Origin of the sequence: Polaromonas sp. DSP2-3-2b2 (genome assembly GCF_049895905.1) — a bacterium.
GTDB lineage: Bacteria > Pseudomonadota > Gammaproteobacteria > Burkholderiales > Burkholderiaceae_C > Polaromonas.
On the sequence record NZ_JAFCTH010000001.1, the window covers coordinates 53,189 to 78,925 of the forward strand.

Annotated in this window: 23 protein-coding genes, 5 tRNA genes and 1 pseudogene; 9 read left to right on the forward strand and 20 right to left on the reverse strand. The window is 62.6% G+C overall.

Features of this window, described 5'->3' with window-relative positions:
- Window positions 1–3 precede the first annotated feature (3 nt).
- The 14 genes and pseudogenes from ACP7AD_RS00280 to folC form a co-directional block, all read right to left on the reverse strand.
- Window positions 4–909 (reverse strand): cytochrome d ubiquinol oxidase subunit II, encoded by a 906-nt coding sequence (locus tag ACP7AD_RS00280; protein ID WP_426144998.1) that lies wholly within the window; start codon window positions 907–909, stop codon window positions 4–6.
- A gap of 147 nt (window positions 910–1,056) precedes the next feature.
- Complete coding sequence (locus tag ACP7AD_RS00285) at window positions 1,057–1,221, reverse strand: hypothetical protein (RefSeq protein WP_426145000.1); 165 nt, start codon at window positions 1,219–1,221, stop codon at window positions 1,057–1,059.
- Window positions 1,215–2,249, reverse strand: a pseudogene (locus ACP7AD_RS00290) (cytochrome ubiquinol oxidase subunit I). Before ACP7AD_RS00290 ends, ACP7AD_RS00285 begins: the two are co-directional and overlap by 7 nt.
- Window positions 2,250–2,973: 724 nt before the next feature.
- A tRNA-Asp gene (locus ACP7AD_RS00295) sits at window positions 2,974–3,050 on the reverse strand.
- A gap of 80 nt (window positions 3,051–3,130) precedes the next feature.
- Window positions 3,131–3,206: transfer RNA gene (locus ACP7AD_RS00300), tRNA-Glu, on the reverse strand.
- A gap of 126 nt (window positions 3,207–3,332) precedes the next feature.
- Window positions 3,333–3,409 (reverse strand) — tRNA-Asp (locus ACP7AD_RS00305).
- An 80-nt stretch (window positions 3,410–3,489) separates the two neighbouring features.
- Window positions 3,490–3,565 (reverse strand) — tRNA-Glu (locus ACP7AD_RS00310).
- 68 nt (window positions 3,566–3,633) lie between these two features.
- Window positions 3,634–3,709, reverse strand: a tRNA-Ala gene (locus ACP7AD_RS00315).
- Between the two features lie 71 nt (window positions 3,710–3,780).
- On the reverse strand, window positions 3,781–5,175 hold the full coding sequence (gene gltX, locus ACP7AD_RS00320) for a glutamate--tRNA ligase (protein WP_426145001.1): 1,395 nt from the start codon (window positions 5,173–5,175) through the stop codon (window positions 3,781–3,783).
- A complete protein-coding gene (locus ACP7AD_RS00325) occupies window positions 5,172–6,386 on the reverse strand; it encodes an O-succinylhomoserine sulfhydrylase (protein WP_426145003.1) in 1,215 nt (404 codons plus the stop codon). The genes gltX and ACP7AD_RS00325 overlap by 4 nt, the downstream gene beginning before the upstream one ends.
- 1 nt (window position 6,387) lies before the next feature.
- Window positions 6,388–7,917, reverse strand: a complete 1,530-nt coding sequence (purF, locus tag ACP7AD_RS00330) for an amidophosphoribosyltransferase (protein WP_426145005.1) — start codon at window positions 7,915–7,917, stop codon at window positions 6,388–6,390.
- Window positions 7,918–7,974: 57 nt separating this feature from the next.
- Entirely contained in the window at window positions 7,975–8,460 is a 486-nt protein-coding gene (locus ACP7AD_RS00335; RefSeq protein ID WP_426145007.1) for a CvpA family protein, read from the reverse strand.
- Window positions 8,461–8,475: 15 nt separating this feature from the next.
- The gene (locus tag ACP7AD_RS00340; RefSeq protein WP_426145009.1) at window positions 8,476–9,387 is read right to left on the reverse strand and encodes an SPOR domain-containing protein; all 912 of its coding nucleotides are present in this window, start codon (window positions 9,385–9,387) and stop codon (window positions 8,476–8,478) included.
- An 87-nt stretch (window positions 9,388–9,474) separates the two neighbouring features.
- Window positions 9,475–10,785 (reverse strand): bifunctional tetrahydrofolate synthase/dihydrofolate synthase, encoded by a 1,311-nt coding sequence (folC, locus tag ACP7AD_RS00345; protein ID WP_426145011.1) that lies wholly within the window; start codon window positions 10,783–10,785, stop codon window positions 9,475–9,477.
- Between the two features lie 109 nt (window positions 10,786–10,894).
- Here folC and ACP7AD_RS00350 point away from each other — a divergent pair, with 109 nt between their 5' ends.
- Both ACP7AD_RS00350 and ACP7AD_RS00355 read left to right on the forward strand, forming a co-directional pair.
- On the forward strand, window positions 10,895–11,239 hold the full coding sequence (locus ACP7AD_RS00350; RefSeq protein WP_426145012.1) for an arsenate reductase: 345 nt from the start codon (window positions 10,895–10,897) through the stop codon (window positions 11,237–11,239).
- Between the two features lie 112 nt (window positions 11,240–11,351).
- Complete coding sequence (locus ACP7AD_RS00355) at window positions 11,352–12,065, forward strand: glycine zipper 2TM domain-containing protein (protein ID WP_426145014.1); 714 nt, start codon at window positions 11,352–11,354, stop codon at window positions 12,063–12,065.
- Between the two features lie 85 nt (window positions 12,066–12,150).
- Here the strand turns inward: ACP7AD_RS00355 and ACP7AD_RS00360 are convergent, their stop codons facing one another.
- Both ACP7AD_RS00360 and ACP7AD_RS00365 read right to left on the reverse strand, forming a co-directional pair.
- A complete protein-coding gene (locus tag ACP7AD_RS00360; protein WP_426145016.1) occupies window positions 12,151–12,933 on the reverse strand; it encodes an anti-sigma factor in 783 nt (260 codons plus the stop codon).
- Window positions 12,930–13,505: a sigma-70 family RNA polymerase sigma factor gene (locus ACP7AD_RS00365; protein ID WP_426145017.1), complete on the reverse strand. Its 576-nt coding sequence runs from the start codon at window positions 13,503–13,505 to the stop codon at window positions 12,930–12,932. Before ACP7AD_RS00365 ends, ACP7AD_RS00360 begins: the two co-directional genes overlap by 4 nt.
- A gap of 143 nt (window positions 13,506–13,648) precedes the next feature.
- Here ACP7AD_RS00365 and ACP7AD_RS00370 point away from each other — a divergent pair, with 143 nt between their 5' ends.
- Entirely contained in the window at window positions 13,649–13,966 is a 318-nt protein-coding gene (locus ACP7AD_RS00370; RefSeq protein WP_426145019.1) for a pyrimidine/purine nucleoside phosphorylase, read from the forward strand.
- Between the two features lie 33 nt (window positions 13,967–13,999).
- Entirely contained in the window at window positions 14,000–15,349 is a 1,350-nt protein-coding gene (gene argG, locus ACP7AD_RS00375; RefSeq protein WP_426145020.1) for an argininosuccinate synthase, read from the forward strand.
- Between the two features lie 67 nt (window positions 15,350–15,416).
- Here the strand turns inward: argG and murB are convergent, their stop codons facing one another.
- On the reverse strand, window positions 15,417–16,484 hold the full coding sequence (murB, locus tag ACP7AD_RS00380) for a UDP-N-acetylmuramate dehydrogenase (RefSeq protein ID WP_426145022.1): 1,068 nt from the start codon (window positions 16,482–16,484) through the stop codon (window positions 15,417–15,419).
- A gap of 51 nt (window positions 16,485–16,535) precedes the next feature.
- Between murB and ACP7AD_RS00385 the strand changes: the two genes are divergently transcribed.
- The gene (locus ACP7AD_RS00385) at window positions 16,536–17,027 is read left to right on the forward strand and encodes a YajQ family cyclic di-GMP-binding protein (protein WP_196868940.1); all 492 of its coding nucleotides are present in this window, start codon (window positions 16,536–16,538) and stop codon (window positions 17,025–17,027) included.
- Between the two features lie 226 nt (window positions 17,028–17,253).
- Window positions 17,254–17,865, forward strand: coding sequence for a retropepsin-like aspartic protease family protein (locus ACP7AD_RS00390; protein ID WP_426145024.1), 612 nt, complete (start codon window positions 17,254–17,256; stop codon window positions 17,863–17,865).
- Here the strand turns inward: ACP7AD_RS00390 and plsY are convergent.
- The 3 genes from plsY to ACP7AD_RS00405 are packed head-to-tail and all read right to left on the reverse strand — an operon-like array spanning window position 17,859 to window position 20,108.
- Window positions 17,859–18,509 (reverse strand): glycerol-3-phosphate 1-O-acyltransferase PlsY, encoded by a 651-nt coding sequence (gene plsY, locus ACP7AD_RS00395; protein WP_426145026.1) that lies wholly within the window; start codon window positions 18,507–18,509, stop codon window positions 17,859–17,861. The two genes, ACP7AD_RS00390 and plsY, sit on opposite strands and share 7 nt — an antisense overlap.
- A gap of 21 nt (window positions 18,510–18,530) precedes the next feature.
- Window positions 18,531–19,022: an aminoacyl-tRNA deacylase gene (locus ACP7AD_RS00400; RefSeq protein WP_426145027.1), complete on the reverse strand. Its 492-nt coding sequence runs from the start codon at window positions 19,020–19,022 to the stop codon at window positions 18,531–18,533.
- A gap of 24 nt (window positions 19,023–19,046) precedes the next feature.
- Window positions 19,047–20,108 (reverse strand): aldo/keto reductase, encoded by a 1,062-nt coding sequence (locus ACP7AD_RS00405; protein WP_426145029.1) that lies wholly within the window; start codon window positions 20,106–20,108, stop codon window positions 19,047–19,049.
- A gap of 220 nt (window positions 20,109–20,328) precedes the next feature.
- Here ACP7AD_RS00405 and ACP7AD_RS00410 point away from each other — a divergent pair, with 220 nt between their 5' ends.
- The 3 genes from ACP7AD_RS00410 (at window position 20,329) to ACP7AD_RS00420 (ending at window position 25,737) form a co-directional block, all read left to right on the forward strand.
- Complete coding sequence (locus tag ACP7AD_RS00410; RefSeq protein ID WP_426145031.1) at window positions 20,329–20,991, forward strand: OmpA family protein; 663 nt, start codon at window positions 20,329–20,331, stop codon at window positions 20,989–20,991.
- A 255-nt stretch (window positions 20,992–21,246) separates the two neighbouring features.
- Window positions 21,247–22,176 (forward strand): alpha/beta fold hydrolase, encoded by a 930-nt coding sequence (locus tag ACP7AD_RS00415; RefSeq protein WP_426145032.1) that lies wholly within the window; start codon window positions 21,247–21,249, stop codon window positions 22,174–22,176.
- An 84-nt stretch (window positions 22,177–22,260) separates the two neighbouring features.
- Window positions 22,261–25,737, forward strand: a complete 3,477-nt coding sequence (locus ACP7AD_RS00420) for a response regulator (RefSeq protein WP_426145033.1) — start codon at window positions 22,261–22,263, stop codon at window positions 25,735–25,737.

The window sequence follows — 25,737 nt, forward strand, 5'->3', positions numbered from 1 at the left end:
GGTCTACCGCGCCAGAACGAAACGCAGCAGCATCGCAACGGCCAGCAAGACCAGGATGCTGGTGGCCCAGACGCCGGCCATCCACAGCAGGCGCATGCCAAGCGGCGCCGGCGAATCGCCCTTTCGCGGCGCGCCGATGTCAGGCCATCTCAGGCGGGGCAGCTTCATGAGTGATAGCCGTCGGCCTGGACCTTGCCGCGAAACACCCCAGTACGACCAGGCGGTGTAGCCCAGGATCATCGGCATGACCACGGCGGTGCCCACCAGCATGAACACCTGGCTGCTGCGGTCAGTGGCCGCTTGCCAGATCGTCACCGAATCCGGAATCACATAAGGAAAGACAGTGATCCCCAGGCCGATGAAGCACAGCAGGAAAATCGACAGAGTCAATAGAAAAGGTGCCAGTTCACCGCCTGATTTCAAGCTGCGCACAAAAGCCAGGCTGGCGATGCCCAGCAGAACCGGAACTGGCGCCACCCACAAGATGTTGGGGAAACTCAGCCAGCGGTCGAAATAATAGCCCGCCAAAAACGGCGTCGCCAAACTGACCAGTCCGATGGCCGCCAGGGTCGCGGCCCCAGCCACCAAGTTATTCGGGCGGCCTGCTTCTGCAGCTCGCCCTCGACCTTGAGGTTCAGCCAGGTGGCACCCAGCAGCCCATAGGCCAGCGGGACGCTCACACCGGTCAGCAGTGAAAAAGGCGTCAGCCAGTCCCTGATGGGCTGGGTCGCGCCAACGAAATTCGAACGCCACGCCGCGAAATATCAGCGCCAGCAGCATGGCGATGATCGGCGCATACAGCGCCGACAAGATCACGCCATAGGCCAGCGGAAAAGCCGCCAGCAGGCCTCCGCCGCCCAGCAGCAGCCAGTTTTCGTTGCCATCCCACATCGGCGCAATGATGTTCATTGCGGTGTCGCGCTCATGGCCGACCTTCAACACTGAAAAAGCATGCCGATTCCCAAATCGAACCCGTCCATCACCACATACACAAACAGGGCAAAAACGAGGATCAGCGCCCAGACAACCGTCAAGTCGAAGTTCATGGCATGCATCTCATCCAGGTGCCAGTGCCTCACGCGCGGCCGCCGCCATCGGGGTGGTACCCGCAGAGCGCACCGGCATGTTGGGCAGCGGTGACTTGTGAGATTCGGGCGGCTTGCCCATCAGTTTGAGGATGTAGACGATCCCCGCGCCGAAAACCGAAAAGTAAATCAGCACAAACGCGACCAGCGAAGCCGCGACGGCGAGGCCGAATCCGCGGTCCGCATCAAACCGTAAATCGTCCACGGTTGGCGGCCCACTTCGGTGGTGACCCAGCCGGCAAGCACCGCCACCAGGCCCGACGGCCCCATCGCCAGTGCAAAGTGGTGCAGCAGTCTGGAGTCGTAAAGCCTGCCCTTGACGCGGGCATACAGGCTCAACGCACCGAGCGTGGCCATCAACATGCCCAGTCCCACCATGATGCGGAACGACCAAAACACGATGCCCACCGGCGGGCGGTTTTCCGCAGACACGGTGTCGAGCCCCGCCAGCGACGCATTCAGGTCATGCTTGAGCAGCAGCGACGCGGCTTTTGGAGTCTGGATGGCGTAGTCGATGCGGTTTTCGTCAATGTTCGGAATGCCAAACAAAATCAAGGGCGCGCCATTGGGATGGCTCTGGTAGCGGCCTTCCATGGCTATCACCTTGGCCGGCTGGTGCTCCAGCGTGTTCAGGCCGTGCAGGTCGCCCAGCACGATCTGCATTGGCGCGACGAGGGTCGCCATCGACATGGCCATCGAGAACATGATGCGCGCGCACAAATTGGTCCGTTCCCTGAGCAAATGCCAGGCGCTGACGCCGCCGACGATGAAGGCGGTGGTGAGGTGCAGCCGACAAGGTGTGTGCCAGCCGTTACGGAAAACTTGGGTTGAAAATGATGGCCAGCCAGCTTCCGGCAGAAATGTACTGGCCGACAGCATTCATGGCATAGCCCGTGGGCGTATGCATCCAGCTGTTGACCGACAGAAGCCAGAAGGTGGACACGAAAGTGCCAAAAGCCACCATCAGCGTGGCGATGAAATGCAAGCCCTTGCCAACCCGGTTCATGCCAAATAGCATCACGCCCAAAAAGCCGGCTTCCAAAAAAAGGCGGCGAGCACCTCATAGGCCATCAAAGGTCCGATGATGGGACCGGCCCGGTCAGAAAAAGCCGCCCAGTTGGTGCCAAATTGATAGGACATGACGATGCCCGACACCACGCCCATGGCAAAGACGAGCGCAAAAATCTTGATTCAGTAGCGAAACAGGTCCATGTACTCCGCACGTCCGGTCTTGAGCCACAGACCTTCCAGGACCGCCAGGTAACTGGCCTGCCCGATCCGTGATGGCCGGGAACAGAAAATGAAAACTGACCGTGAACGCAAACTGGATACGTGCAAGCCAAAGAGCGTCTGGGAGGTCCAAGATAACTCGCTATTTTCACCATAAAAGCAAGCGCATCGAAGACCTGCAGATTGACAGGAACGCCGCCGCAGCGCGTGAGATGCAGATAACTAATTTGTCCACGACAAGCAGGCACGTTTTTTCGACAATATTCCAAATCAGGGAATAAAAAAAGCTCGACTGACAGATAGCCATCCACAGAAACGCGTTTTTTAAACCATTTTGGGCTTGCAAAAAGCAGGTGACTTTCCGCAAGAAGAAAATTCAGAAGCTGAGAAGTTTTACCAGCCCGAAGTCAGAGAACCACCAACAGCCACCATGTGGCAAAGGATCTAGCAGCGCCCTGACGGACAAAACGCAGCTCGGCGCATGGACAGTGTCGGTCGACGGCCCGGTAGCGTGTACGGATGGTTTCGGACATTGCGCACAAGCGTGATGAAACACCTTAACAACCGTCTGACAATTTGCTGGTCTATTCAGCAAGACCGGAGCGAATTGAAACCCAAAAGTAAAACCCCAAGCAGATCAACTACTTGGGGTTTAATTTGGCGGAGCGGACGGGACTCGAACCCGCGACCCCCGGCGTGACAGGCCGGTATTCTAACCAACTGAACTACCACTCCTGGTAGAAAAGCGTTTGCTCTTGCGAGCCAAGTGCTTGACAAACTTGTGCTTTGCTTCTTCGCCTTGCAGCGAAGAAATTTGGCGACCCTACGGGGATTCGAACCCCGGTACCTACCGTGAAAGGGTAGTGTCCTAGGCCTCTAGACGATGGGGTCTTAACCTGGTGACTTCCGGCGCATGCTTTTAACGGCTTGCAACAAAACTTCAAAAAAACTTTTTAAACCGCAAGGCGATCTAAGAGGAAAGCCCTTGTAACTCAACGAATTGCAAGGGCTTCAATCTGGCGGAGCGGACGGGACTCGAACCCGCGACCCCCGGCGTGACAGGCCGGTATTCTAACCAACTGAACTACCACTCCTGGTAGAAAAGCGTTTGCTCTTGCGAGCCAAGTGCTTGACAAACTTGTGCTTTGCTTCTTCGCCTTGCAGCGAAGAAATTTGGCGACCCTACGGGGATTCGAACCCCGGTACCTACCGTGAAAGGGTAGTGTCCTAGGCCTCTAGACGATGGGGTCTTAACCTGGTGACTTCCGGCGCATGCTTTTAACGGCTTGCAACAAAACTTCAAAAACTTTTTCGACCTTGGTGGAGGTAAACGGGATCGAACCGATGACCTCTTGCATGCCATGCAAGCGCTCTCCCAGCTGAGCTATACCCCCTTAGTCACCAATTTCTCAGCAACCTGTCGAGCCTCAAATTATATCGACAAAAATCGGTCTTTTGAAAAGTTTCAAACTAAATTCAATCTGGCGATGACTTTTTCTCGCGCCATCAGTTCCACCACGGCATCGAGCGAAGGCGTCTGCGGCGTTCCGAGAAGCAGTACGCGCACGGGCATTGCCAGATGCGGCATCTTCAGACCGGTATCAAGCAGCACCTGCTTGATCGCAGCGGCAATGGCCGGCCGACTCCATTCGCAGCCTGCCAGCGCCTGCGACAGCTTTGCCAGTGCAGGCCGAACCGCCTCGGTGACATGCGTGCTGATATCCGCCTGACTGGCTTCGCCGCCATTCACCAGCAGTTTCAGCCAGCCGGCCAGTTCCACCATCGTGCTGCAACGGTCCTTGAACAGCGCGCAGCCGCGTGCCAGCCAGGCGGGATCGACATCGCCCACGCCCTGCTGCAGCAGGAAAGGCTGGACCAGCGCCGCCAGTTTGTCATCGGCCGTTGCCTTGAGATGCTGGGCATTGACCCAGCGCAGCTTGGCCTCGTCGAACTGCGCGGCGCTTTTGCCCAGATGATCGAGGTTGAACCATTGCAGGAATTGTTCGCGGCTGAAAATCTCGTCGTCGCCGTGGCTCCAGCCCAGGCGCGCGAGGTAGTTGACCATGGCGTCGGGCAGGTAGCCTTCGGCGGCGTATTGCGTCACTGGCTTGGCGCCGCTGCGCTTGCTCATCTTCTCGCCCTGCTCGTTCAGCACGGTCGGCAGATGGGCATACACCGGCACGTCCCGGCCCAGCGCGCGGAAGATGTTGATCTGGCGCGGCGTGTTGTTCACATGGTCATCGCCACGGATCACATGCGTGATCGCCATGTCCATGTCATCGACCACGACGCAGAAGTTGTAGGTCGGCGTGCCGTCGGGCCGGGCGATCACCAGGTCGTCGAGTTCGTCGTTGCTGATCTCGATGCGGCCCTTGACCTTGTCGTCCCAGACCACGGCGCCGCCCTGCGGATTCTTAAAGCGCAGCACCGGCTTGACGCCTTCGGGAATCGCCGGCAGCGTCTTGCCAGTCTCGGGCCGCCAGGTACCGTCGTAGCGTGGCTTTTCCTTGGCGGCCATCTGGGCTTCACGCAGCGCGTCGAGTTCGGCCAAGCTCATGAAGCAAGGATAAACATGGCCGGCGGCCACCATCTCGGCCAACACGGCCTTGTAGCGGTCCATGCGCTGCATCTGGTAGAACGGGCCTTCGTCGTAGTCCAGGCCCAGCCAGCGCATGCCTTCGATGATCACATCGACGGCCGCCTGACTGGAACGTTCCACATCGGTGTCTTCAATCCGCAGAATGAAATCGCCGCCGGTGGCACGGGCAAAAGCCCACGGGTAAAGCGCCGAGCGGATGTTGCCCAGGTGGATGAAGCCGGTCGGAGACGGCGCGAAACGGGTTCTTGTTTTTGGTGTCATGTCAGGCTGTCCAGACCGCGTGCGAGGTCGGCTTTCAAATCGTCGATGTATTCCAGGCCGGCCGCCAAGCGGATCAGGCTCTGCTTGATACCGGCCGCCTGGCGCTGGGCTTCGGTGAGTCGGCCATGGGAAGTGGTTCCCGGATGGGTGATGATGGACTTGGTGTCGCCCAGGTTGGTGGCGATGCTGACCACCTGCGTGCTGTTGATCACGTGAAAAGCGTTGGCGCGCGCCGTTTCCGCATCGCCGCCGCGCACGTCGAAGGACAGCACCGCGCCACCCAGGCCGCCCTGCTGGCGCATCGCCAGTTCGTGCTGCGGGTGCGAAGCCAGGCCGGGGTAATAGACGCGGGTCACGGCCGGATGGGTTTCCAGCCATTGCGCAAGGCCCAAGGCCGTGGCGCTTTGCGCCTGCATGCGGATGCGCAGCGTTTCCAGGCCCTTGAGCACGACCCAAGCGTTGAACGGCGCGAGCACCATGCCGGCGGTGCGCACGATGGGGCCGAACACATCGACGATCAGTTTCGAAGGCCCGCAAATCGCGCCCGCCATGACGCGGCCCTGCCCGTCGAGATACTTGGTGCCCGAGTGGATGATCAGGTCGGCGCCCAGCGCGCTAGGGCGCTGCAGCGCGGGCGAGCAAAAGCAGTTGTCCACCGCCAGCAGCGCGCCGCCCGCATGCGCCAGGTCGGCCAGCGCCCGGATGTCGCAGACCTCGGTCAGCGGGTTGGTCGGGGTTTCGGCGAACAGCAGCTTGGTATTCGGGCGCATGGCGGCCTGCCATTGCGCGATGTCGGTCTGCGAGACAAAAGTCGTTTCGACGCCGAACTTGGCGAACTCCTTGCCGAACAGGTTCAGCGTCGAGCCAAACACCGACTGCGAACACACCACATGGTCGCCGGCCCTGAGCAGGCCCATGCCCATCATCAGGATCGCGCCCATGCCGCTGGACGCAGCAATAGCGGCTTGCGTGCCTTCGAGCGCGGCCAGCCGCTGCTCGAAAGCGGCCACCGTCGGGTTTGACGTGCGCGCGTAGGTGAAGCCTTCCTCGGTGCCGGCAAAGCGGCGCGCCGAGGTTTCGGCATCGGGCTGCACGAAGCCGCTGGTCAGGTAAAGCGCTTCGGAGTTCTCGCCGAACTGGCTGCGCTCGATGCCAGCGCGCACGGCCAGCGTGTCGGCGTGCAGGTTGTCGGGCAGTGCTTTGGGGCTCATCTCAGGCTTCCTGCGGATTGGGCAGCGCCAGGCGCGAGACATCGACATCGCTGTCGTCGCCAATTTTCTCTGCGGTGTCGCCACGCGATGAATTCATCGCGGCAATGGTTTCGGCGGTCACATCGCCGGTGACGTACACGCCGTCAAAGCACGATGCGTCGAAACCATCGAGTTCGGGGTTCAGCGATCGGATGGCGCGCTTCATGCCCTCGACATCCTGGTAGATCAGCGCATCGCAGCCAATTTCCTGGCGAATTTGCTCGACCGTGCGGTTGTGCGCGACCAGTTCGTCCGGCGTCGGCATGTCGATGCCGTACACATTTGGAAAGCGCACCGGCGGCGCGGCGCTGGCCAGATAGACCTTGCGCGCGCCGGCATCGCGCGCCATCTGCACGATCTCTCTGGAGGTGGTGCCGCGCACGATCGAGTCATCTACCAGCAGCACATTGCGGCCCTTGAACTCGCTGGCAATCACGTTGAGTTTCTGGCGCACCGATTTCTTGCGCACGCCCTGCCCCGGCATGATGAAGGTGCGGCCGACGTAGCGGTTCTTGACAAAACCTTCGCGGTAGGGAATGCCCAGCAGGTGCGCCAGTTGGGTGGCGCTGGGGCGGCTCGATTCGGGAATCGGGATGATCACGTCGATATCGTTCGGCGGCACGGTCGAAACGACGCGCTTGGCCAGCGTCTCGCCCAGGTTCAAGCGCGCTTGGTAGACCGAAATGCCGTCGAGCACCGAATCGGGCCGCGCCAGGTAGACAAACTCGAAAATGCAGGGCATGAGTTGCGGGTTGGCCGCGCACTGCTCGGCATGCACCTTGCCGTCCATGTCCACATACACCGCTTCGCCGGGCGCAATGTCGCGCTCAAACTGGTAGCCGGTGCCTTCGAGCGCCACCGATTCGCTGGCCACCATCACGCTCGCGCCGCCTTCGTTCTGGCCATGGCCGATGCACAGCGGGCGAATGCCGAACGGATCGCGAAACGCCAGCAAGCCGTGGCCGGCAATCAGCGCCACCACGGCATATGAGCCCTTGACGCGCTGGTGCACGCCGCGCACGGCGGCAAACACATCGGTCGGCGTCAGCGGCAGGCCGCGCGTGGTTTTTTCGAGTTCATGCGCCAGCACGTTGAGCAGCACTTCGGAGTCGCTGTCGGTGTTGATGTGGCGATGGTCGGTGTTGAACAGCTCGGCCTTCAGCTCGGCCGCGTTGGTCAGGTTGCCGTTGTGCGACAGCACCAAGCCAAACGGCGCGTTGACATAAAAGGGCTGCGCTTCGTCCTCGCTGAAGGCGTTGCCCGCCGTCGGGTAGCGCACCTGTCCCAAGCCAACATTGCCCGGCAGCGCGCGCATGTTGCGTGTGCGAAACACGTCGCGCACCATGCCCTTGGCCTTGTGCATGTAGAACTTGCGTCCCTGCTGGGTGACGATGCCGGCGGCATCCTGGCCCCGGTGCTGCAGCAGCAGCAGCCCGTCGTAAATCAGCTGATTGACCGGGGCCTTGCTGACGATTCCTACTATTCCGCACATGGTGTGTTACTCATGGTGTGTTGATTTCTCAACGTGAAGACAAAACAACAAAAACAATTAACCCAGATACCTTGCAAACTGCTCTGGCAGCATCGGCTTCAGGCTGGCAAGCACAGCTGTGAGTGTTTGCGCCCCGACGGACTCCTGCCACCAGTCGCTGGACTTGAGCGCCGTCATGTCCATGACCACCGTGGCGGCGAGCAGCAGGATCAGGCCGCGCAGCGCGCCAAACGCCGCGCCCAGCGTGCGGTCCACGGGCCGCAGGCCGATGGCGTCCACCAGCCGCTTCAGCAAGGCGGCCAGCAAGCCGGCCACAAACAGCGCGGCAATGAAAACCAGCACGAAAGCCGCTGCATAACGCATTGGCTCGGTGGCCGACTGCCAGGCAAGCAGCAGCGCCACCTGCGGCGCGAACCATTGCGCCGCATAAAACGAGGCCGCCCAGCCCAGCACCGACAACACTTCGTAAACCAGCCCGCGCCAGGCGCCCAGCAGCAGGGAAAAAAACAAAAGCCCCGCCAGAATCCAGTCGAGCGTTGTCACAAAACGGCAACAGCTTTAAAAACTCAAAATCGCCACAGGCAAATCGAGCGACCTGATCTTGTTCACCGCCCTTTCAGCCTCCGCCTTGTTGGCAAAGGGCCCGACGCGAACCCGGACGCGTTTGCCGTCCTTGGTGTCAGCTACCTGGGTGTAGGTGGTCAGGCCCGCCTTTTCCAGCTTGCGGCGTGTTTCCTCGGCCTTGGCGGCATCGGCAAAAGCCCCCACCTGCACCACCATGCGGCCTTTGTTTTCAGCGGCGGCCGCCTTGGTTTCTTCGGTGGCTGCCGGTTTGGTCGGCGGCGCCGCCTTGGGGGGCTGCGCTGCGGGCGTAGCGTTGAGCAGCGCAATCGCCCGTGCGCCGTCGTCGCTTGAAGTGGCCGGCTTGGCGGGAACTGGTTTGGGCTCGGGCTTGACGACAGGCCGGGCTTCAACCTTCTCGACTGACCGGGGTTCAGCTTTGGGTTCGGGCTTGGGTTCAGGGCGTGGCTTGACCTCTGGCTTGACTTCGGCTTTTGCCTCCTGCCGGGGTTCCGACTTTACTTCTTTTTTAATAGCTGGAGAAGCAGGCTCAGAAAGCGGCGGTGCCGGTTTTGATGGGTAAATTTCTTCGGTGGGCGACAAGCTGGCCGCCGCCGTTACCGCCTGCTCTACAGGCGCAGGCGTTTTAACCACCGCAGGCGCAGGAACCACCAGCGGCCTGACGGCATTTTTTCCCGGAATCTCAATCGGAATATCGACAGCCACCTGGCGTGGCTGGGTTTCGAACAGGATCGGAAAGCCGACGACGCCCAGCAGTACCAGCACCGAAGCGCCTATCAGGCGATGCTTGGCACGCTTGCGCAGCACTTCCACACTTTGCGCCTGGGTGGCCGAACCGGCAGGAGGGGTTGGACTGGCGTCACCCCGGCGGAACTTGAAAAACGGCATGGTGTGGTTGAAATCCGTTGAAGGCCAAATAGGGGTTGCGGACCGCTTGCCGTTCTGGCGCAGGCGATGGGTCCGGTTGATTCGGCCTCAGGCCGAAAAGTGCGGCGCGGAAAGTCGCGGCACGCCGTTCTTGAGGATTCCGCCCACGGTGTAGAACGAGCCAAAGACGACGATTCTATCAGTGGGGTTTGCCGCCTTGACAGCCGCTTGCAATGCTGAATCAGGAGTTTTGTAAGCGTTGGCCGTGGCATCAAGCCGGGTGTTGCCGGCCTGCCAGGCGGCGCGCAATGCTTCGCCGGTGGCCGCTCGCGGCGTGGGCAGGTCGGTGAAATACCAGTTGTCGATCAGCGGGCCGATACGCGCCAGCATGGGGCCGACGTCCTTGTCGGCCATGGCGCCGAACACCGCATGCGTACACGGATAAAAACCCATGGCGTCGAGGTTTTCAGTCAGCGCGGCGACCGAATGCGGGTTGTGCGCCACGTCGAGCACCAGTGCTGGCTGGCCGGGAATGATCTGGAAGCGTCCGGGCAGCTCGACCAGCGACAGGCCGTTGCGCACCGACTGCGCCGTGACCGGCAGCCGGTCGCGCAGCGCTGTCAGCGCCGCCAGCACGCCCGAGGCATTGACCAGCTGGTTGGCGCCGCGCAGGGCCGGATAGGCCAGTCCGGCATAGCGCCGGCCCCGGCCAGCCCAGCTCCACTGCAGCTTGTCGCCCGAAAAATTGAAGTCGTGGCCAAAGCGCCACAGGTCGGCGCCCAGGGCTGCCGCATGGTCCAGCACGCTTTGCGGCGGCACCGGGTCGCTGACGATGACCGGCCGGCCAGCGCGCATGATGCCGGCTTTCTCGAAGCCGATGGCTTCCCGGGTCTGCCCCAGCAATTCCATGTGGTCCAGGTCGATGCTGGTGATGACGGCGCAGTCGGCGTCAAGGATATTGACCGCGTCGAGACGGCCGCCCAGGCCGACTTCCAGGATCACCACGTCGAGCCTGGCATCGGCCAGCAGCTGCAAAATCGCCAGCGTCGTGAATTCGAAATAGGTCAGCGATATTTCATCGCCATTTTGGCATCTTGCGCTTTCCACACGGGCGAAGTTTGCTACCAGATCAGTAGCACTGACGATGTCGCCGCGCACCCGGCAGCGTTCCTCGAAATGCACCAGGTGCGGCGAGGTGTAAACGCCGGTCCGGTAGCCCGATTCCATGAGAATCGCTTCAAGCATGGCGCAGGTCGAGCCCTTGCCGTTGGTGCCGGCCACGGTGATGACCGGGCAAGCAAACTTCAGGCCCATGCGCTCGGCGACGGCCCGGACGCGGTCCAGGCCCATGTCGATGCTTTTCGGGTGCAGGCGCTCGCAATGCGCCAGCCAGTCGGCCAATGTGGTGAGGTGTTTCATAGAGTCATGCATTGTCGCGCAAGGCGCAAAACCCTGAACAGCAGCGTTCATGGCGCTCAAGCGTACGAATCGGTTGGTGGCGGGGTTCTTTGAAGTGCAAGAATCACCCATGATCAAACTCTACGGCATTCCGAATTGCGACACCGTCAAGAAAGCCCGGACATGGCTCACGGAACACGGGCAGGCCTACACCTTTCATGACTTCAAAAAGCAAGGCGTTTCGCCCGAACTGCTGGCGCCGTGGATACAGGCGGCCGGCTGGGAAACGCTGCTGAACCGCAAGGGCACGACCTGCCGCAAGTTGGAAGCTGGCGATCAAGCCGCCGTGGTGGACGCCGCCAGCGCCTGCTCGCTGATGCTCGCCAACCCGAGCGTCATCAAGCGCCCGGTCGTGGACTGGGGCGGGGACATCACGGTCGGCTTCGATGCCGCCGGCTGGGCCGGGCGGATTTGAGCCAGAACTCCCGCCCTTGCCGATCACCAGCTTTACAGACCGCAGACCGAACTTTATCTCTCCAAACCGGTCTGATTCACTAAAATCGGCAGCTGAGAAAAGGGGTTTGGACATGACACACACATTCGTTAAAACCATCGTGGCTTCGGCTGCCGCCGCAGCGGCGGCCATGGCGTCATTGCCGGCATCGGCCATGGACATCCTGGCCCGGGTCATCTCCAGCACGCCGGTGGTGCAGCAGGTCGCCGTGCCGCGCCAGGTGTGCAGCCAGGAAGCCGTCATGACGCAGGCGCCGCCTTCGGGCACGGGTGCGCTGATGGGCGCCATCGCAGGCGGCGCGGCCGGCAATGCTGTTGGCAACGGCGGCGGCCGGGCTGTGGCGACCATGATCGGCCTGGTCGGCGGCGCCATGGTGGGCGACCGCATCGAAGGCCCCCGCAACCAGCTGCAAAACGTCCAGCAGTGCAGCACGCAGACGTTTTACGAAAACCGCGCCAGCCACTTCAACGTGGTGTATGAATACCAGGGCGCCCAGTACACCGCGCAAATGCCCAGCGATCCGGGCTTGCATGTGCGCCTGCGGGTGACGCCGGTCGGTGCCATCGAACCCGCGCCGCAAGCGTTTGTGCCCCAGCCGCAAAGCTACTACCCGCAGGCACAGGTTCAGCCGCAGCCGGTTTACGTGCAGCCGGTGGTGGCGCCGGTTTACTACCCGGCCTACGCTCCAAGCCCCTACTACGCCCCGTATTACCCGCCCATCGGCCTGTCGCTCAACTTCGGCTACAGCCGGGGTTTTGGCGGCGGGCACCGCGGCCACTGGCGCTGAGTTTTCGTTGAAATAAAAAAAGGGACGTTTTTAAACGTCCCTTTTTTGTGTGCTGCCACGACCCTGTGCGGCGGCAGGGCTCGCGCTATTCAGGAGTCCTGATCAACGCGCCCTTGAACAGGATCGGACCAGTGGCCGCCGTTCCAGGCGGCACGCCGCCCTTGGGCTCCAGGGTGATCGCCAACGCGGGCGACTGGCGGATGTCGCTGCCTGCGGCGGTCAGTTGCACCACCGCGTCACCGCTCATCACGCCCAGCGACTTGGCCGGCGCCCCCGGCGGCAAGGCCCACAGTTCGAGCGACTTGTCGGGCTGCTCGCGGAAATCGCCCACGCGCTTGAGCATCAGCTTTTGCGTGTTCGGGTCAAAGGTCACCAGGATCGATGCGTTGGCCTTGTCATCGGCCAGCACGGCGACATACTCGATGGCAGGGGTGGCGGAAAGCTTGGCGCTGAGTTCCCGCACCTGGCCGTTCAGCTGGTTCGTGAAATTCACGCTGACCACTACGGCCAGCACGGTGGCGAGTGCGCCGGCTGCGGTGGCGCCGCGCCACAGGCCCAGGCTGGCCCACCAGCCGCCGCTGGCAGGCGCTGGCGCCGCCTGGCTGCGCGCGGACTGCATCGCCTGCGCCTGCTTTTCCGCCTGGACGAGGTTTTCAATCCGCTTCCAGACCGCCGGGCTGGGTGCCACTTCGGGCTGCAACTCGGCCACCGAGGCCAGCCGGCCTTGCCAGATCAACGCGGCCGCCCGCAGTGTGGCGTTGTCGCGGGCCAGGGTTTCAAAGCGGCGCCGCGCGCCGCCGCGCAAGGTGCCCAGCGCATAGCAGGCGGCCAGCTGATCCACCAGAGAAGGGTTGTCATGGATGTTCATGCGAACCTCGCCATGCAACCGCGCAGCTGCTCCAGCCCCCGGCGAATCCAGGTTTTCACCGTTCCCAGCGGCAGCCGGAGCTGCTCGGCGAGCTCGCTATGGCTCAGGTCGCGCAGATAAGCCAGGCTGACCACTTCGCGCTGCTTGTTCTCCAGCTGGCTCAGGCACTGGTGCAGCGCCCAGGCCTGCTCGCTGGCCTGCGTGGTGTCCATCGGGTTGGGCGAGTCGCCCGCCACCGTGTCCGAAATGACGTCGTCGAGTTCCTGCATCCGGTCGGCCCGGTCGGATGCCCGGCGGCGCAAAAAGTCCAGGCCCCGGCTGCGCACCAGCAGGCCCATCCAGGCCATGGGCGGCGACAGCGTGGCCTGGTACGTCCCGGCCACCTTCCAGATATTCAAATAAGCCTCCTGCAGCACATCCTCGGCCCACTCGCGGTTGGTCACCACGCGCAGCGCCACGCCGTAGAGCTTGGAAGAGGTCAGTTCGTAGAGCGCTTTGAGCGCCGATTCGTCGGCCAGCGCCACACGGTCAAGGAGTGCAATCAATTGGCTATCCGGGCTTTCTGGTTTCATGAACGTCATTGTCCACACTATTCATACGCCGCCAACAGGCCTTTGGATTCATGCGGCGCCCGGCCGGGCTGCGGGCTGACCTAAAATCCGGGCCTGATCCGCCCGCCTGCCCTGCGCAGCGTTTACACCCGTACAAAACCCTCATGACCACCGAAAAAATCGACAACGTAAGCATCACCACCCAAGCCAATGTGTACTTCGACGGCAAATGCGTGAGCCACGGCTTCACGCTGGCCGACGGCACCCAGAAATCGGTCGGCGTGGTGCTGCCGTCCACCCTCACTTTTGGCACGGGCGCGCCCGAAACCATGGAATGCGTGGGCGGCGCCTGCGAATACAAGCTGGCCGGCAGCGACGAGTGGGTGAAGTCCTCGGCGGGCGAGTCCTTCAGCGTGCCCGGCAACTCCAAGTTCGACATCCGCGTCGAGCAGGCCTACCACTACATCTGCCACTACGCCTGAACCTAGATCCCACGCAGCAACCAGGAACACCCCATGGCCACCATTCTCCAAAACCTCCCCATCGGCCAGAAAGTCGGCATTGCCTTTTCCGGCGGCTTAGATACCAGCGCCGCGCTGCACTGGATGAAGCTCAAGGGCGCGATTCCCTACGCCTACACCGCCAACCTGGGCCAGCCCGACGAACCCGACTATGAAGACATCCCGCGCAAGGCGATGCAGTACGGCGCCGAGCAGGCCCGCCTCATCGACTGCCGCAGCCAGCTGGCCGCCGAAGGACTGGCCGCGCTGCAGGCCGGCGCCTTTCACATCACCACCGCCGGCGTGACCTACTTCAACACCACGCCGCTGGGCCGCGCCGTGACCGGCACCATGCTGGTGGCCGCCATGAAGGAGGACGACGTCAACATCTGGGGCGACGGCTCGACCTACAAGGGCAACGACATCGAGCGCTTCTACCGCTACGGCCTGCTGACCAACCCATCGCTCAAGATCTACAAACCCTGGCTGGACCAGTTGTTCATCGACGAGCTGGGTGGGCGCGCCGAAATGTCGGCTTTCATGACCGAAGCGGGCTTTGGCTACAAGATGTCGGCCGAAAAAGCCTATTCGACCGATTCGAACATGCTGGGCGCCACGCACGAAGCCAAAGACCTGGAGCACCTGGGGAGCAGCATGAAGATCGTCAACCCGATCATGGGCGTGGCTTTCTGGAAGGACGAAGTCTCTGTTTTGCGCGAGGAAGTCACGGTGCGCTTTGAGGAAGGCCGTCCCGTCGCGCTGAACGGCGTCGAGTACACCGACCTGGTCGAGCTGATCCTGGAGGCCAACCGCATTGGCGGGCGCCACGGCCTGGGCATGAGCGACCAGATCGAGAACCGCATCATCGAAGCCAAAAGCCGTGGCATCTACGAAGCACCCGGCCTGGCGCTGCTGTTCATCGCCTACGAGCGCCTGGTCACCGGCATCCACAACGAAGACACCATCGAGCAGTACCGCGACAGCGGCCGCCGCCTGGGCCGCCTACTGTATCAGGGCCGCTGGTTCGACTCGCAAGCCATCATGCTGCGCGAAACCGCCCAGCGCTGGGTGGCAAGTGCCATCACCGGCGAGGTCACGGTCGAGCTGCGCCGGGGCAATGACTATTCGATCCTCAACACCGACTCGCCCAACCTGACCTACCACCCCGAGCGCCTGAGCATGGAAAAGGTCGAAGGCGCGTTCACGCCGCTGGACCGCATCGGCCAGTTGACGATGCGCAACCTGGACATCGTGGACACGCGCGCCAAGCTGGGCATTTATGCCAAGAGCGGCGTGCTGTCGCTCGGCACGGGTGGGGATTTGCTGAATTTGACGGGCAAGGCCGCCGACGACGCTGCAGAATAAGGTTGCACTGGTTTCAAACCACGCCAAGCCGCCTTCGGGCGGCTTTTTTGCGCCCGACGCAAGCGCGTTAAACCACCACTGGCTCAGGCTCCAGCCGCAGGCCGAAACGCTCATAAACGCTGGTCTGGATGGCCTTGGCCAGCGTCATCACCTCGCCGCCGGTCACCGGGTTGGCGGCGCCGCCACGGTTGACCAGCACCAGCGCCTGTTTTTCATACACTCCGGCGTTGCCGATGGACTTGCCCTTCCAGCCGCAGGCGTCGATCAGCCAGCCGGCGGCCAGCTTGACCGAGCCGTCGGCGAGTTGGTAATGAACGATCTTGGGGTCGCGCTGGATGATGTCCTCGCACTGCTCGGGCGAGACGGTCGGGTTCTTGAAGAAACTGCCGGCATTGCCGATGACTTTCGGGTCGGGCAGCTTGGCGCGGCGAATCTCGCAGATCCACTCATAAATCTGTAGCGCACTTGGCACGTCCACGTTCCGGGAAAGCCTCTTTTTCTCTATATCCGCATACCCCAGCACCGGTTTCCAGGCCTTGGGCAGCAAGAAGCGAACGCGGGTAATCAGCGCCCTGTCCTTCAGGCCCAAGGCTTGCGCGCCCGAGGCTTCGCCAGGCGTACTTACATGCTTGAACACCGAATCGCGGTAGCCAAAGGCGCATTGCGCGGCATTCAGCGTGAAGGGCTGGCCGGTCGTCAGGTCCACGGCGTCGAGCGAGTCGAAGCGGTCCTGCAATTCAACACCGTAGGCGCCGATGTTCTGCACCGGCGAGGCGCCGACCGTACCGGGAATCAGCGCCAGGTTTTCCAGGCCGGGAAAGCCGTTTTCCAGCGTCCAGGCCACCAGTTCGTGCCAGTTTTCGCCGGCGCCGGCCTCGACGATCCAGGCCTTGGCGGTCTCGCTGACTAGGCGCTTGCCCATGATCTCGACCTTGAGCACCAGCGGCTTGACGTCGCCGGTCAGCACGATGTTGCTGCCGCCGCCAAGCACGAACTTGGGCACCGCCTGCCAAGTGGGGTCCTGCTTCAGCGCGGCAATATCGGCTTCGCTGCGAATGCGCACCAGGGAAAGCGCCTTGGCATTGATGCCGAAGGTGTTGGAAGACTGCAGGGGGACGTTTTTCTCGACTAACATTCCAGGATTGTCGCACCCCTGCGGCACCCCTTTTTTCAGGAAACCACCACCATGCCTTCATTCGACACTGTTCTTGAAACCGACCTGGTCAAGGTCAAAAACGCGGTGGAAAACACCGCCAAGGAAATTGGCACCCGGTTTGACTTCAAGGGCACGGCCGCCTCGGTCGAGCTGAAGGAAAAAGACAAGGAAATCATCCTGATCGGCGACGGCGATTTCCAGATCGAGCAGATCCACGACATCTTGCGCAACAAGCTGACCAAGTCCGGCGTCGATGTGCGTTTCCTGGACATCGGCAAGGTCGAGAAAATTGGCGGCGACAAGGTCAAGCAGGTCACCAAGGTGCGCGACGGCATCGAGACTGAAGAAGCCAAAAAAATCCAGCAGCTCATCAAAGGCAACAAGATGAAGGTTCAGGCCGCGATTCAGGAAGGCAAGGTGCGCGTGACCGGCGCCAAGCGCGACGACCTGCAGGCCGCGATGGCCTTGATCCGCGCCGAGATCAAGGACTTGCCGCTGAGTTTTGACAACTTCAGGGATTGAGCCCCCACGCTTGTCGCTTCGCGTACTGCGCTGCCCCCCCGGGGGGGGGGCCGCTGCCCTTGCAGGGCGCCACGCCGCCAGAGCCGGCGCATCTGAAGGCTGTCCAAGCCCGCGCAGGCGGACTTGGAGCCGCGGCCCCGGCTGGTTGGAACTGCCCCCACGTTTCTCCCCTATTGAATTGCTTGCAGTGAACTTCTTTAGCCTTTTCACAACCCTCTTGCTGGTGATGCTGGCGTGGCTTCCGGCTGGCGCGCAGGCTGAAAGTGTCGCCCTGGCCGGCATGCTGGGCGGCAAGGCGCTGCTGGTGGTCAATGGATCGGCGCCAAAAACCGTTGCCGCAGGCGAGACGCATCAAGGCGTCAAGGTGATTTCCACTTCGGGCGACCAGGCGGTCGTCGAGCAGTCGGGCAAGCGCCAGACGTTGCGCGTCGGCGAAGCGCCCGTGAGCCTGGGCGGTGTCAGCGGGCGCGGCAGCCGCATCGTGCTGACCGAAAGCAGCGGCGGCCACTTCATGACGGCTGGGCAGATCAATGGTCGCGCCGTGCAGTTCATGGTCGATACCGGTGCCACCGGCATCGCCATGAGCATGCACGATGCCGAACGGGCCGGCATCAACTACAAAAATGGGCAAGCCGTGCAGATCAGCACCGCCAACGGGGCGATCCAGGGCTTTCGCCTCAAGCTCGATTCCGTGCGTGTGGGCGATGTCGAGGTGTACGCCGTCGATGCCGTGGTGACACCCCAACCGATGCCCTTTGTACTGCTGGGCAACAGTTTCCTGTCGCGCTTTCAAATGAAACGCGACAACCACCTGATGACGCTGGACAAGCGTTACTGACGCGGTTTTTTTCCGCCCTGCTTTGAGGCGCCGAGTTTGGACTCGGTCCCTTTGAGCAGCTTGCCAATGTTCTCGCGGTGGCGGTAGACCAGCAGCGCAGGAATCGCCACGAGCGCCAGCACGATGGTGTTGTCAACATTCCAGGCGGCGCGGTCGCCGAGCAGGTAGAAAAACGGCGCGAACACGGCGGCCGCCATCGACGCCAGCGACACATAGCGCGAGAAAAACACCACGATCCCGAAGGTTGCCAGCGTGGCCAGCCCCAGCACCCCGTTGATGCCCAGCAGCACGCCGGCCGCCGTGGCCACGCCCTTGCCGCCCTTGAACTGGAAGAACACCGGGTACAAATGGCCGACAAAAGCCGCCAGCGCAACCGCCGCCACGGCGCCATCGCCCAGGCCGTAATCGCGGCCAAACCAGCGCACCAGCACCACCGGCAGCCAGCCCTTGAGACCGTCGAGCAGCAGCGTGGCGATGGCCGCTGCCTTGTTGCCCGAACGCAGCACGTTGGTCGCGCCGGGGTTCTTGCTGCCGTAGCTGCGCGGGTCTCTCAAGCCGGACAAGCGGCTGACGATGACCGCAAAAGACAGCGAGCCGAGCAGATAGGCCAGCAGCGTGGCGCCGAGAAAGTAGGCGTAGTTCAAAGTCAGGTCTCCTTGTTGTTGTTATTCAGCCAGCGCGCACTGCACCGGCTGTGCGCCGAGCAGCGTCACGCACACCTGCGGGTCAAGGCGCACCAGGTAGCCGCGCCGCCCGCCGTTGATGGCGATCTCGCTCAAGCCCAGGATGCTTTGCTCGATGTACACCGGCATGGTTTTGCGCGTACCAAACGGCGAGGTGCCACCGACCAGGTAGCCGCTGTGGCGGTTGGCGACTTCGGGCTTGCACGGTTCGACCGACTTGGCGCCGATCTGGCGCGCCAGGTTCTTGGTCGAGACCTTGCGGTTGCCGTGCATCAGCACCAGCAGCGGCCTGGCGTCCTGATCCTGCATCACCAGCGTCTTGACGACGGTGAAGGGGTCCAAACCCAGCACCGCCGCGCTGTGCTGCGCACCGCCGTGCTCCAGGTACTCGTAGGAATGCCCGGTGAAAGCGATCTTGTGAGCCTTGAGCATTTGCGTGGCTGGCGTCTCGGACACGTGGTCTTTTTTGGCCATGGCGGCGTCTGGAAAAATTCGGACTTACAGCGCCGGGTCCCGGCTTTCCCAGCGGATTTGGTCGATTTCTTCCAAAACCCCGGCGGGCAGCGTGATGCCGTAGGCATCGAGGTCTTCGTCCAGCTGCGCCACCGAGGTCACGCCGATGATGGTGCTGGCGACCTGCCACTTGGTGTAGCAAAACGCCAGCGCCAGTTGCGTGGGTGTCAAGCCGTGGTCGCGCGCCAGCTGGTTGTAGCGGCGCGCCGCAGCCAGCGCCTCGGGGCGGCCCCAGCGCTGCTTGCGAACTGATTCATATTTTGCGATGCGTCCGTCCTGCGGCGCACTGGCACCCTCGATTCCGGACGCGTCGTACTTGCCGGTCAGCAGGCCGAAGCCCAGCGGCGAATACGCCAGCAACGACACGCCCAGGCGGTGCAGGGTTTCGTCCAGGCCGTTTTCGACGGTGCGGTTGATCAGGCAATACGGGTTTTGCACCGTGGTCACGCGCGGCAGGCCGTGTTGCTCGGCCAGGCGGACGAACTCGTGCACACCGTAAGGCGATTCATTCGACAGGCCGATGTAGCGCACCTTGCCCTGGCTGACCAGCCGGCCCAGCGCTTCGAGCTGCTCGTGGATGGAAGTTGCCGTGCGCTCCTGGGCCGGGTCGTAATACAGGGCGCCGAAGGCGGGCACATGGCGCTCGGGCCAGTGGATCTGGTAGAGGTCGATCACGTCGGTCTGCAGGCGCTTCAGGCTGGCATGGCAGGACGCGGTGATGTCATCAGCCGTCATGCCCGTGCCTTCGCGAATCCAGGGCATGCCGCGCGACGGTCCGGCGACCTTGGTGGCCAGCACCAGTTGCTGGCGCGCGCCCGGATGCCTGGCCAGCCAGTTGCCGATGATGGTCTCGGTGGCGCCGAAGGTTTCGGCGCGCGCCGGCACCGAATACATCTCGGCCGTGTCAAGGAAATTGATGCCACGCGCCAGCGAGCGGTTCAGGATGGCGTGGGACGCAACTTCATCGACCTGTTCGCCAAACGTCATGGTACCCAGGCAGACCGGGGTCACGTGCAGGTCGCTTGCGCCGAGTTGAACTTTATTCATGGGGATGGAAGGGTTAGAGTAAAGGGGTTGGCAAAAGTAAGCAGCCTCGCCGGCAATGACCGAAAGGCGGTAGTTTAAAGGCAGTAAAAGTGGCTTCATCGCACCCTTGTCTGGGCGTTTGTCTGACACTTTCATACAATTGCAACGTTTAGTATTCACTTACTGGCGCTCTAATGCGCAGTTCGAATCAAGCAATATTAATATTTTTGAGGAGTTTCCCATGAGAAAAGCATTCACCACCACCGTCACCTGCGCAGCGCTGTCCCTGGCCGTTTTGTCGGGTTGCGCGAACATGAGCGAAACCCAGCGCGGCACGGCGCAGGGCGCGGGCATCGGCGCCGGTCTGGGCGCATTGCTGGGCGCGGCCACTGGCGGCTCCAAGGGCGCGGCGCAGGGTGCGGTGCTGGGCGGCGCGGTCGGCGCGGGCGGCGGCTACATCTGGTCGAAGAAAATGCAGGACCAGAAAATCGCCATGGAACGCGCCACGGCCGGTACCGGCGTCGGCGTCAGCCAGACCCAGGACAACCGCCTGAAGCTCGACATCCCAAGCGATGTGTCGTTTGACATCGGCCGCTCGGCCATCAAGTCGAACTTTGCTCCCGTGCTGACGAATTTCGCGACCAGCCTGAACCAGAACCCGATCACCACCGTGTCCATCATTGGCCACACCGACAGCACCGGCTCGGACGCCATCAACAACCCGTTGTCGATAGACCGCGCCAACGCAGCGCGCGACTACCTCGTCGGCCGTGGCGTGGCCGCGCAGCGCGTTGCTACCGACGGCCGTGGTTCACGCGAGCCGATCGCCGACAACGGCAGCGACCAGGGCCGCGCCAAGAACCGCCGCGTTGAAATCTACGTCGCCGAACCGGCTCCACGTTAATTCCCGCCTGACGGGTTGACCTAAAAAAAAGCGCCTTCGGGCGCTTTTTTCATGTTTATTGATTAAATTCGGCTTTTACGCTTTACAGACGGGCGTTAGAAGCTATTAAATCAGGAGCATTCGACAACCAACCTCAGCACTGCTGCAGTCCTCGTCCACCTGCCCGCTGAAGCTGCAGTGCCGTTCGGCATAGCGCTCGGCCCTGTCGCTGCCTTGACTGCATTTGAACATCCGTCTCCTTATGATGTGCGTCCAATGTACAAAGAAAACCGACCATTTCGCAGCGAGTTTGTCCCTATACGCGGACTCGACCACCATGTTCTGACCTGGACCAGTGAGCAAGCCGCAGCGCTGCCGCCGTTAGTGCTGGTACATGGCTGGATGGATGTCGCGGCGTCCTATCAGTTCATGGTCGATGCCTTCACCGACGCCTTTGCCGCCGGCCGCACCATCATCGCGCCAGACTGGCGCGGTTTCGGGCAAACCGGACTGCTGCCTTCGGGCTGGCAGGCCGACAGCTACTGGTTTGCTGACTACCTGGCCGACCTGGACTTTCTGCTCGACCATTACGCGCCCGGCCAGGCGGTGGACCTGGTCGGCCACAGCATGGGCGGCAACGTGGCCATGCTGTATGCGGGCGTGCGGCCGGCGCGCATTCGCCGGCTGGTCAACCTGGAAGGCTTCGGCCTGCCAGCCAGCCGGCCCAGCCAGGCGGCCGGACGGCTGGCGGAGTGGATGGACGGGCTGAAAAGCGTGCGACTCGGCGAGATGGCGCTGAAAAGCTATGACGATGTCGGCGGCGTCGCGCAGCGCTTGACAAAGACAAATCCCCGGCTGACGCCAGACAAGGCGCGCTGGCTCGCCAGCCACTGGGCGCGGCCCGATGCATCGGGCCAGTGGCAAATCCTGGGCAATCCGGCGCACAAGATACCGAGCGCGCAGCTTTACCGGGTCGATGAGGTGCTGGAAATTTACCGGCGCATCAGCGCGCCGGTGCTGGCGGTTGAAGCCTCGGGCGACTCGATGGCGCAGTGGTGGAAAGGCAAGTATTCGCTCGATGAATACCATGAGCGGCTGCGGCAGGTGCTTGACGCGCGGGTGGCCGTGGTCGAGGACGCCGGCCACATGCTGCACCATGACCAGCCCGAGGCGCTGGCCCGGCTGATCGAAGGCTTCCTGGCCTGACGCGCTGCGCTGCCGGGTCGGGGCGCCGGGCTTTTTAGGGCAAACTTGACGCTTTTTGCATCCCTTGGCACCAAGCCCCCACCCATGAACGATTCGCAACCCGTCAGCCAGGACAGCTTTCGCCGCATCCTGTCGCGCAACATCAGCTTTCCGCTGGGTCTGGGCGCACTGAGCGCCGTGCTTTTCCTGGCCTTGATCGTCTATCTGCTGTCCATCCTGAACTGGGTGGAGCACTCCGAGCGGGTCATTGGCAACGTCAACCAGGTGGCCCGGCTGAGCTCGGAAATGGAGTCGGGCATGCGCGGCTACCTGGTCACTGGCGAGGAATCCTTCCTGCAACCTTATGAGGCGGCGTTGTCGCGCTTTGACAGCGAGGTCGCGGTCCTGTCCGCCACGGTCAGCGACAACCCGGTGCAGGTGGCCCAGATCAAGCGGATCATCGGCCTGCAGCAGCAATGGAACGAGTTTGCGAAGGAGTCCATTGCCCTGCGCCGAGGCAAGCTGGACTATGTCGCGCTGGCGCGCACCGGACGGGGCGAGCGCCTCAAGGACAAAATACGCCAGGAAATAGACGCCTTCATCGCCATGGAGCAGCTGCTGCTGCTGCAACGTAATGAAGAGGCGCGCAGCACCACGTTCTGGAGCGTGCCGGCTTATCTGCTGTTCACGCTGGGGGTCAGCGGCCTGCTGGCGTTTCGGGGACGGCGCGAACTGCTGGGCCTGTCGGTCAGCTACGACGAGGTGCTCAAGCAGCAGGCCGACGATGCCGACCAGCTCAAGCAGCAGGCCTGGCTGCGCAACGGCCAGACGCGGCTGGCCGAACAGATGCTCGGCCAGCCGGACATGGCCCGGTTGGGGCACAGCGCGCTGGAATTCCTGGCGCACTACCTCGATGCCCCGGTGGCGGCGCTTTACAGTCGCGACAGCGATGACCTGCTCAGGCGCGTGGCCACCCATGGCTTTACCCCGGGCAGCGAACAGGTCGAGCAGACCTTCTACGGTACCCAGGGGCTGGTGGGACGGGCGGCACTGGAAAACCGCATCGTCCGGCTGGACGACGTGCCGCCCGACTACCTCAAGGTGGCTTCGGGCCTCGGGCAGGCCGCGCCGCGCCATGTGCTGGTGGTGCCGCTGCACCACGATGCGCAGGTGACGGGCGTGGTCGAGATGGCCTTTTTCCGGGGGCTGCAGCCGCGCGACATGGAACTGGCCGGGCTGATTGCCCACACCATCGGCACTGCGATGCATGGCGCGGTGTACCGCCAGCGCCTTCAGGATGCGCTGGGCGAAACCCAGCAGCTCAATGAAGAACTGCAGGTCCAGCAGGAAGAACTGCGCACGGCCAACGAAGAACTGCAGGAGCAGTCGCACATCCTGTCGCAGTCGCAGGCGACGCTGGAAAACCAGCAGGCCGAGCTGGAGCAGACCAACGAGCAGCTGGCCGAGCAGGCCATGTCGCTGGACCACAAGAATGCGGCCCTGCGCCAGGCGCAGGTCGAGCTGGAAGCACGCGCCGAGGAACTGGCGCGCGCCAGCCGCTACAAGTCCGAGTTTCTGGCCAACATGTCGCACGAGTTGCGCACGCCGCTGAACAGTTCGCTGATCCTGGCCAGGCTGCTGTCCGAGAATCCGAAAGGCAACCTGAGCGACGAACAGGTGCGGTTTGCCCAGTCGATCCATTCGGCGGGCAATGACTTGCTGGACCTGATCAATGACATCCTGGACATTTCCAAGGTCGAAGCCGGCAAGCTCGAACTGGTGCCGGAACAGGTCTCGCTTGCTACTCTGGTCGATGCGCTCAAGACCAGCTTCGAGCCGCTCGCCCGGCAAAAAAAGCTGACCTTTGAAGTGCGGATCGCGCCGGGCACGCCGGCCGCCCTGTTAACCGACCGCCAACGGGTCGAGCAGATTTTGAAGAACCTGCTGTCCAATGCGCTCAAGTTCACCGAAAACGGCGCCGTGCGCCTGATGGCGTCATCCGAACCCGGCGGCGGTATCGCGCTGGCCGTGCAGGACTCGGGTATCGGCATCCGCCAGGACCAGCAGGACATCATTTTCGAGGCCTTTCGCCAGGCCGACGGCACCACCAGCCGGCGCTACGGCGGCACCGGGCTGGGACTGTCGATTTCACGCGACCTGAGCCTGCTGCTGGGCGGCTCGATCTCCGTGCAAAGCGTTTCCGGCCAGGGCAGCACCTTCACCCTGCACCTGCCTGCCGCGCTACCCGCCCTGCCCGCGCTGCTGGACAAGCCGGCAGCCGCCGCGCAGCCGCCTGCTATTACGCCTGCCGGCCCGGCGGCGGCCCTGCCAAGCGCTCCCGTCCCATCGCAAGCAGCGCTGCCCGCTTTTGCCGATGACCGCTTCATGAAGGGCAAGGGCCGGGTGGTGCTGGTGATCGAGGACGACGCTGACTTCGCCCGCATCCTGTACGACCTGGCGCATGAGCTGGGCTTTAACTGCCTGGTGGCGCACAGCGGCGAAGACGGCTTCCTGCTGGCCGGGCAGTTCGTGCCCGATGCGGTGCTGCTCGACATGGGACTGCCCGACCGCTCGGGCCTGTCGGTGCTGCAACGCTTGAAGGAAACGCCCCAAACGCGCCATATTCCGGTGCATGTGGTGTCCGGCCAGGACCACAAGGAAGCCGCCTTGCTGCTGGGCGCCGTGGGCTATGCCATCAAGCCGTCGAGCCGCGAGCAACTGAAGGAGGTTTTCACCACCCTGGAGAACAAGCTGGCGCAAAAGCTCAAGCGCGTCCTGCTGGTGGAAGACGATGAACTGCAGCGTGAAAGCGTGATCCGGCTGATTGCCGACGACGAGGTGAACATCACCGCCGTGCAGACCGGCGCCGAAGCGCTGGCCCTGCTGGCCAGCACCATCTTCGACTGCATGATCGTGGACTTGAAGCTGCCCGACATGCAGGGCAATGAACTGCTCAGGCGCATGTCGGCGGGCGACATCTGCTCGTTTCCGCCGGTGATCGTGTACACCGGCCGCAGCCTGAGCCGCGCCGAAGAGGCAGACCTGCTGAAATACTCCCGCTCCATCATCATCAAGGGCGCGCATTCACCCGAGCGCCTGCTCGATGAAGTCACGTTGTTCCTGCACAAGGTCGAGTCCAGCCTGTCGGCCGAGCAGCAAAAGCTGCTGAAAGCCGCCCGCAGCCGCGACGAGGTGTTCGAAGGCCGAAAAATCCTGCTGGTCGATGACGATGTGCGCAACATTTTTTCGCTGACGAGCGCGCTGGAGCAAAAGGGCTTCGTGGTGGAAATAGGCCGCAACGGTTTTGAGGCGCTGGCCAGGCTCGACGAGGTGCCGGGCATCGAGCTGGTGCTCATGGACATCATGATGCCGGGCATGGACGGTCTTGAAGCCATGCGCCGCATCCGTCAGAATCCACGTTTGCAAAAACTTCCCATCATTGCCGTGACCGCCAAAGCCATGAAGGACGACCAGGAGCAGTGCCTGGCTGCCGGCGCCAACGATTACCTGGCCAAGCCCATTGATCTGGACCGGCTGTTTTCTTTGCTCAGGGTGTGGACGCCCGTGGCTGGGCGGGCTTGA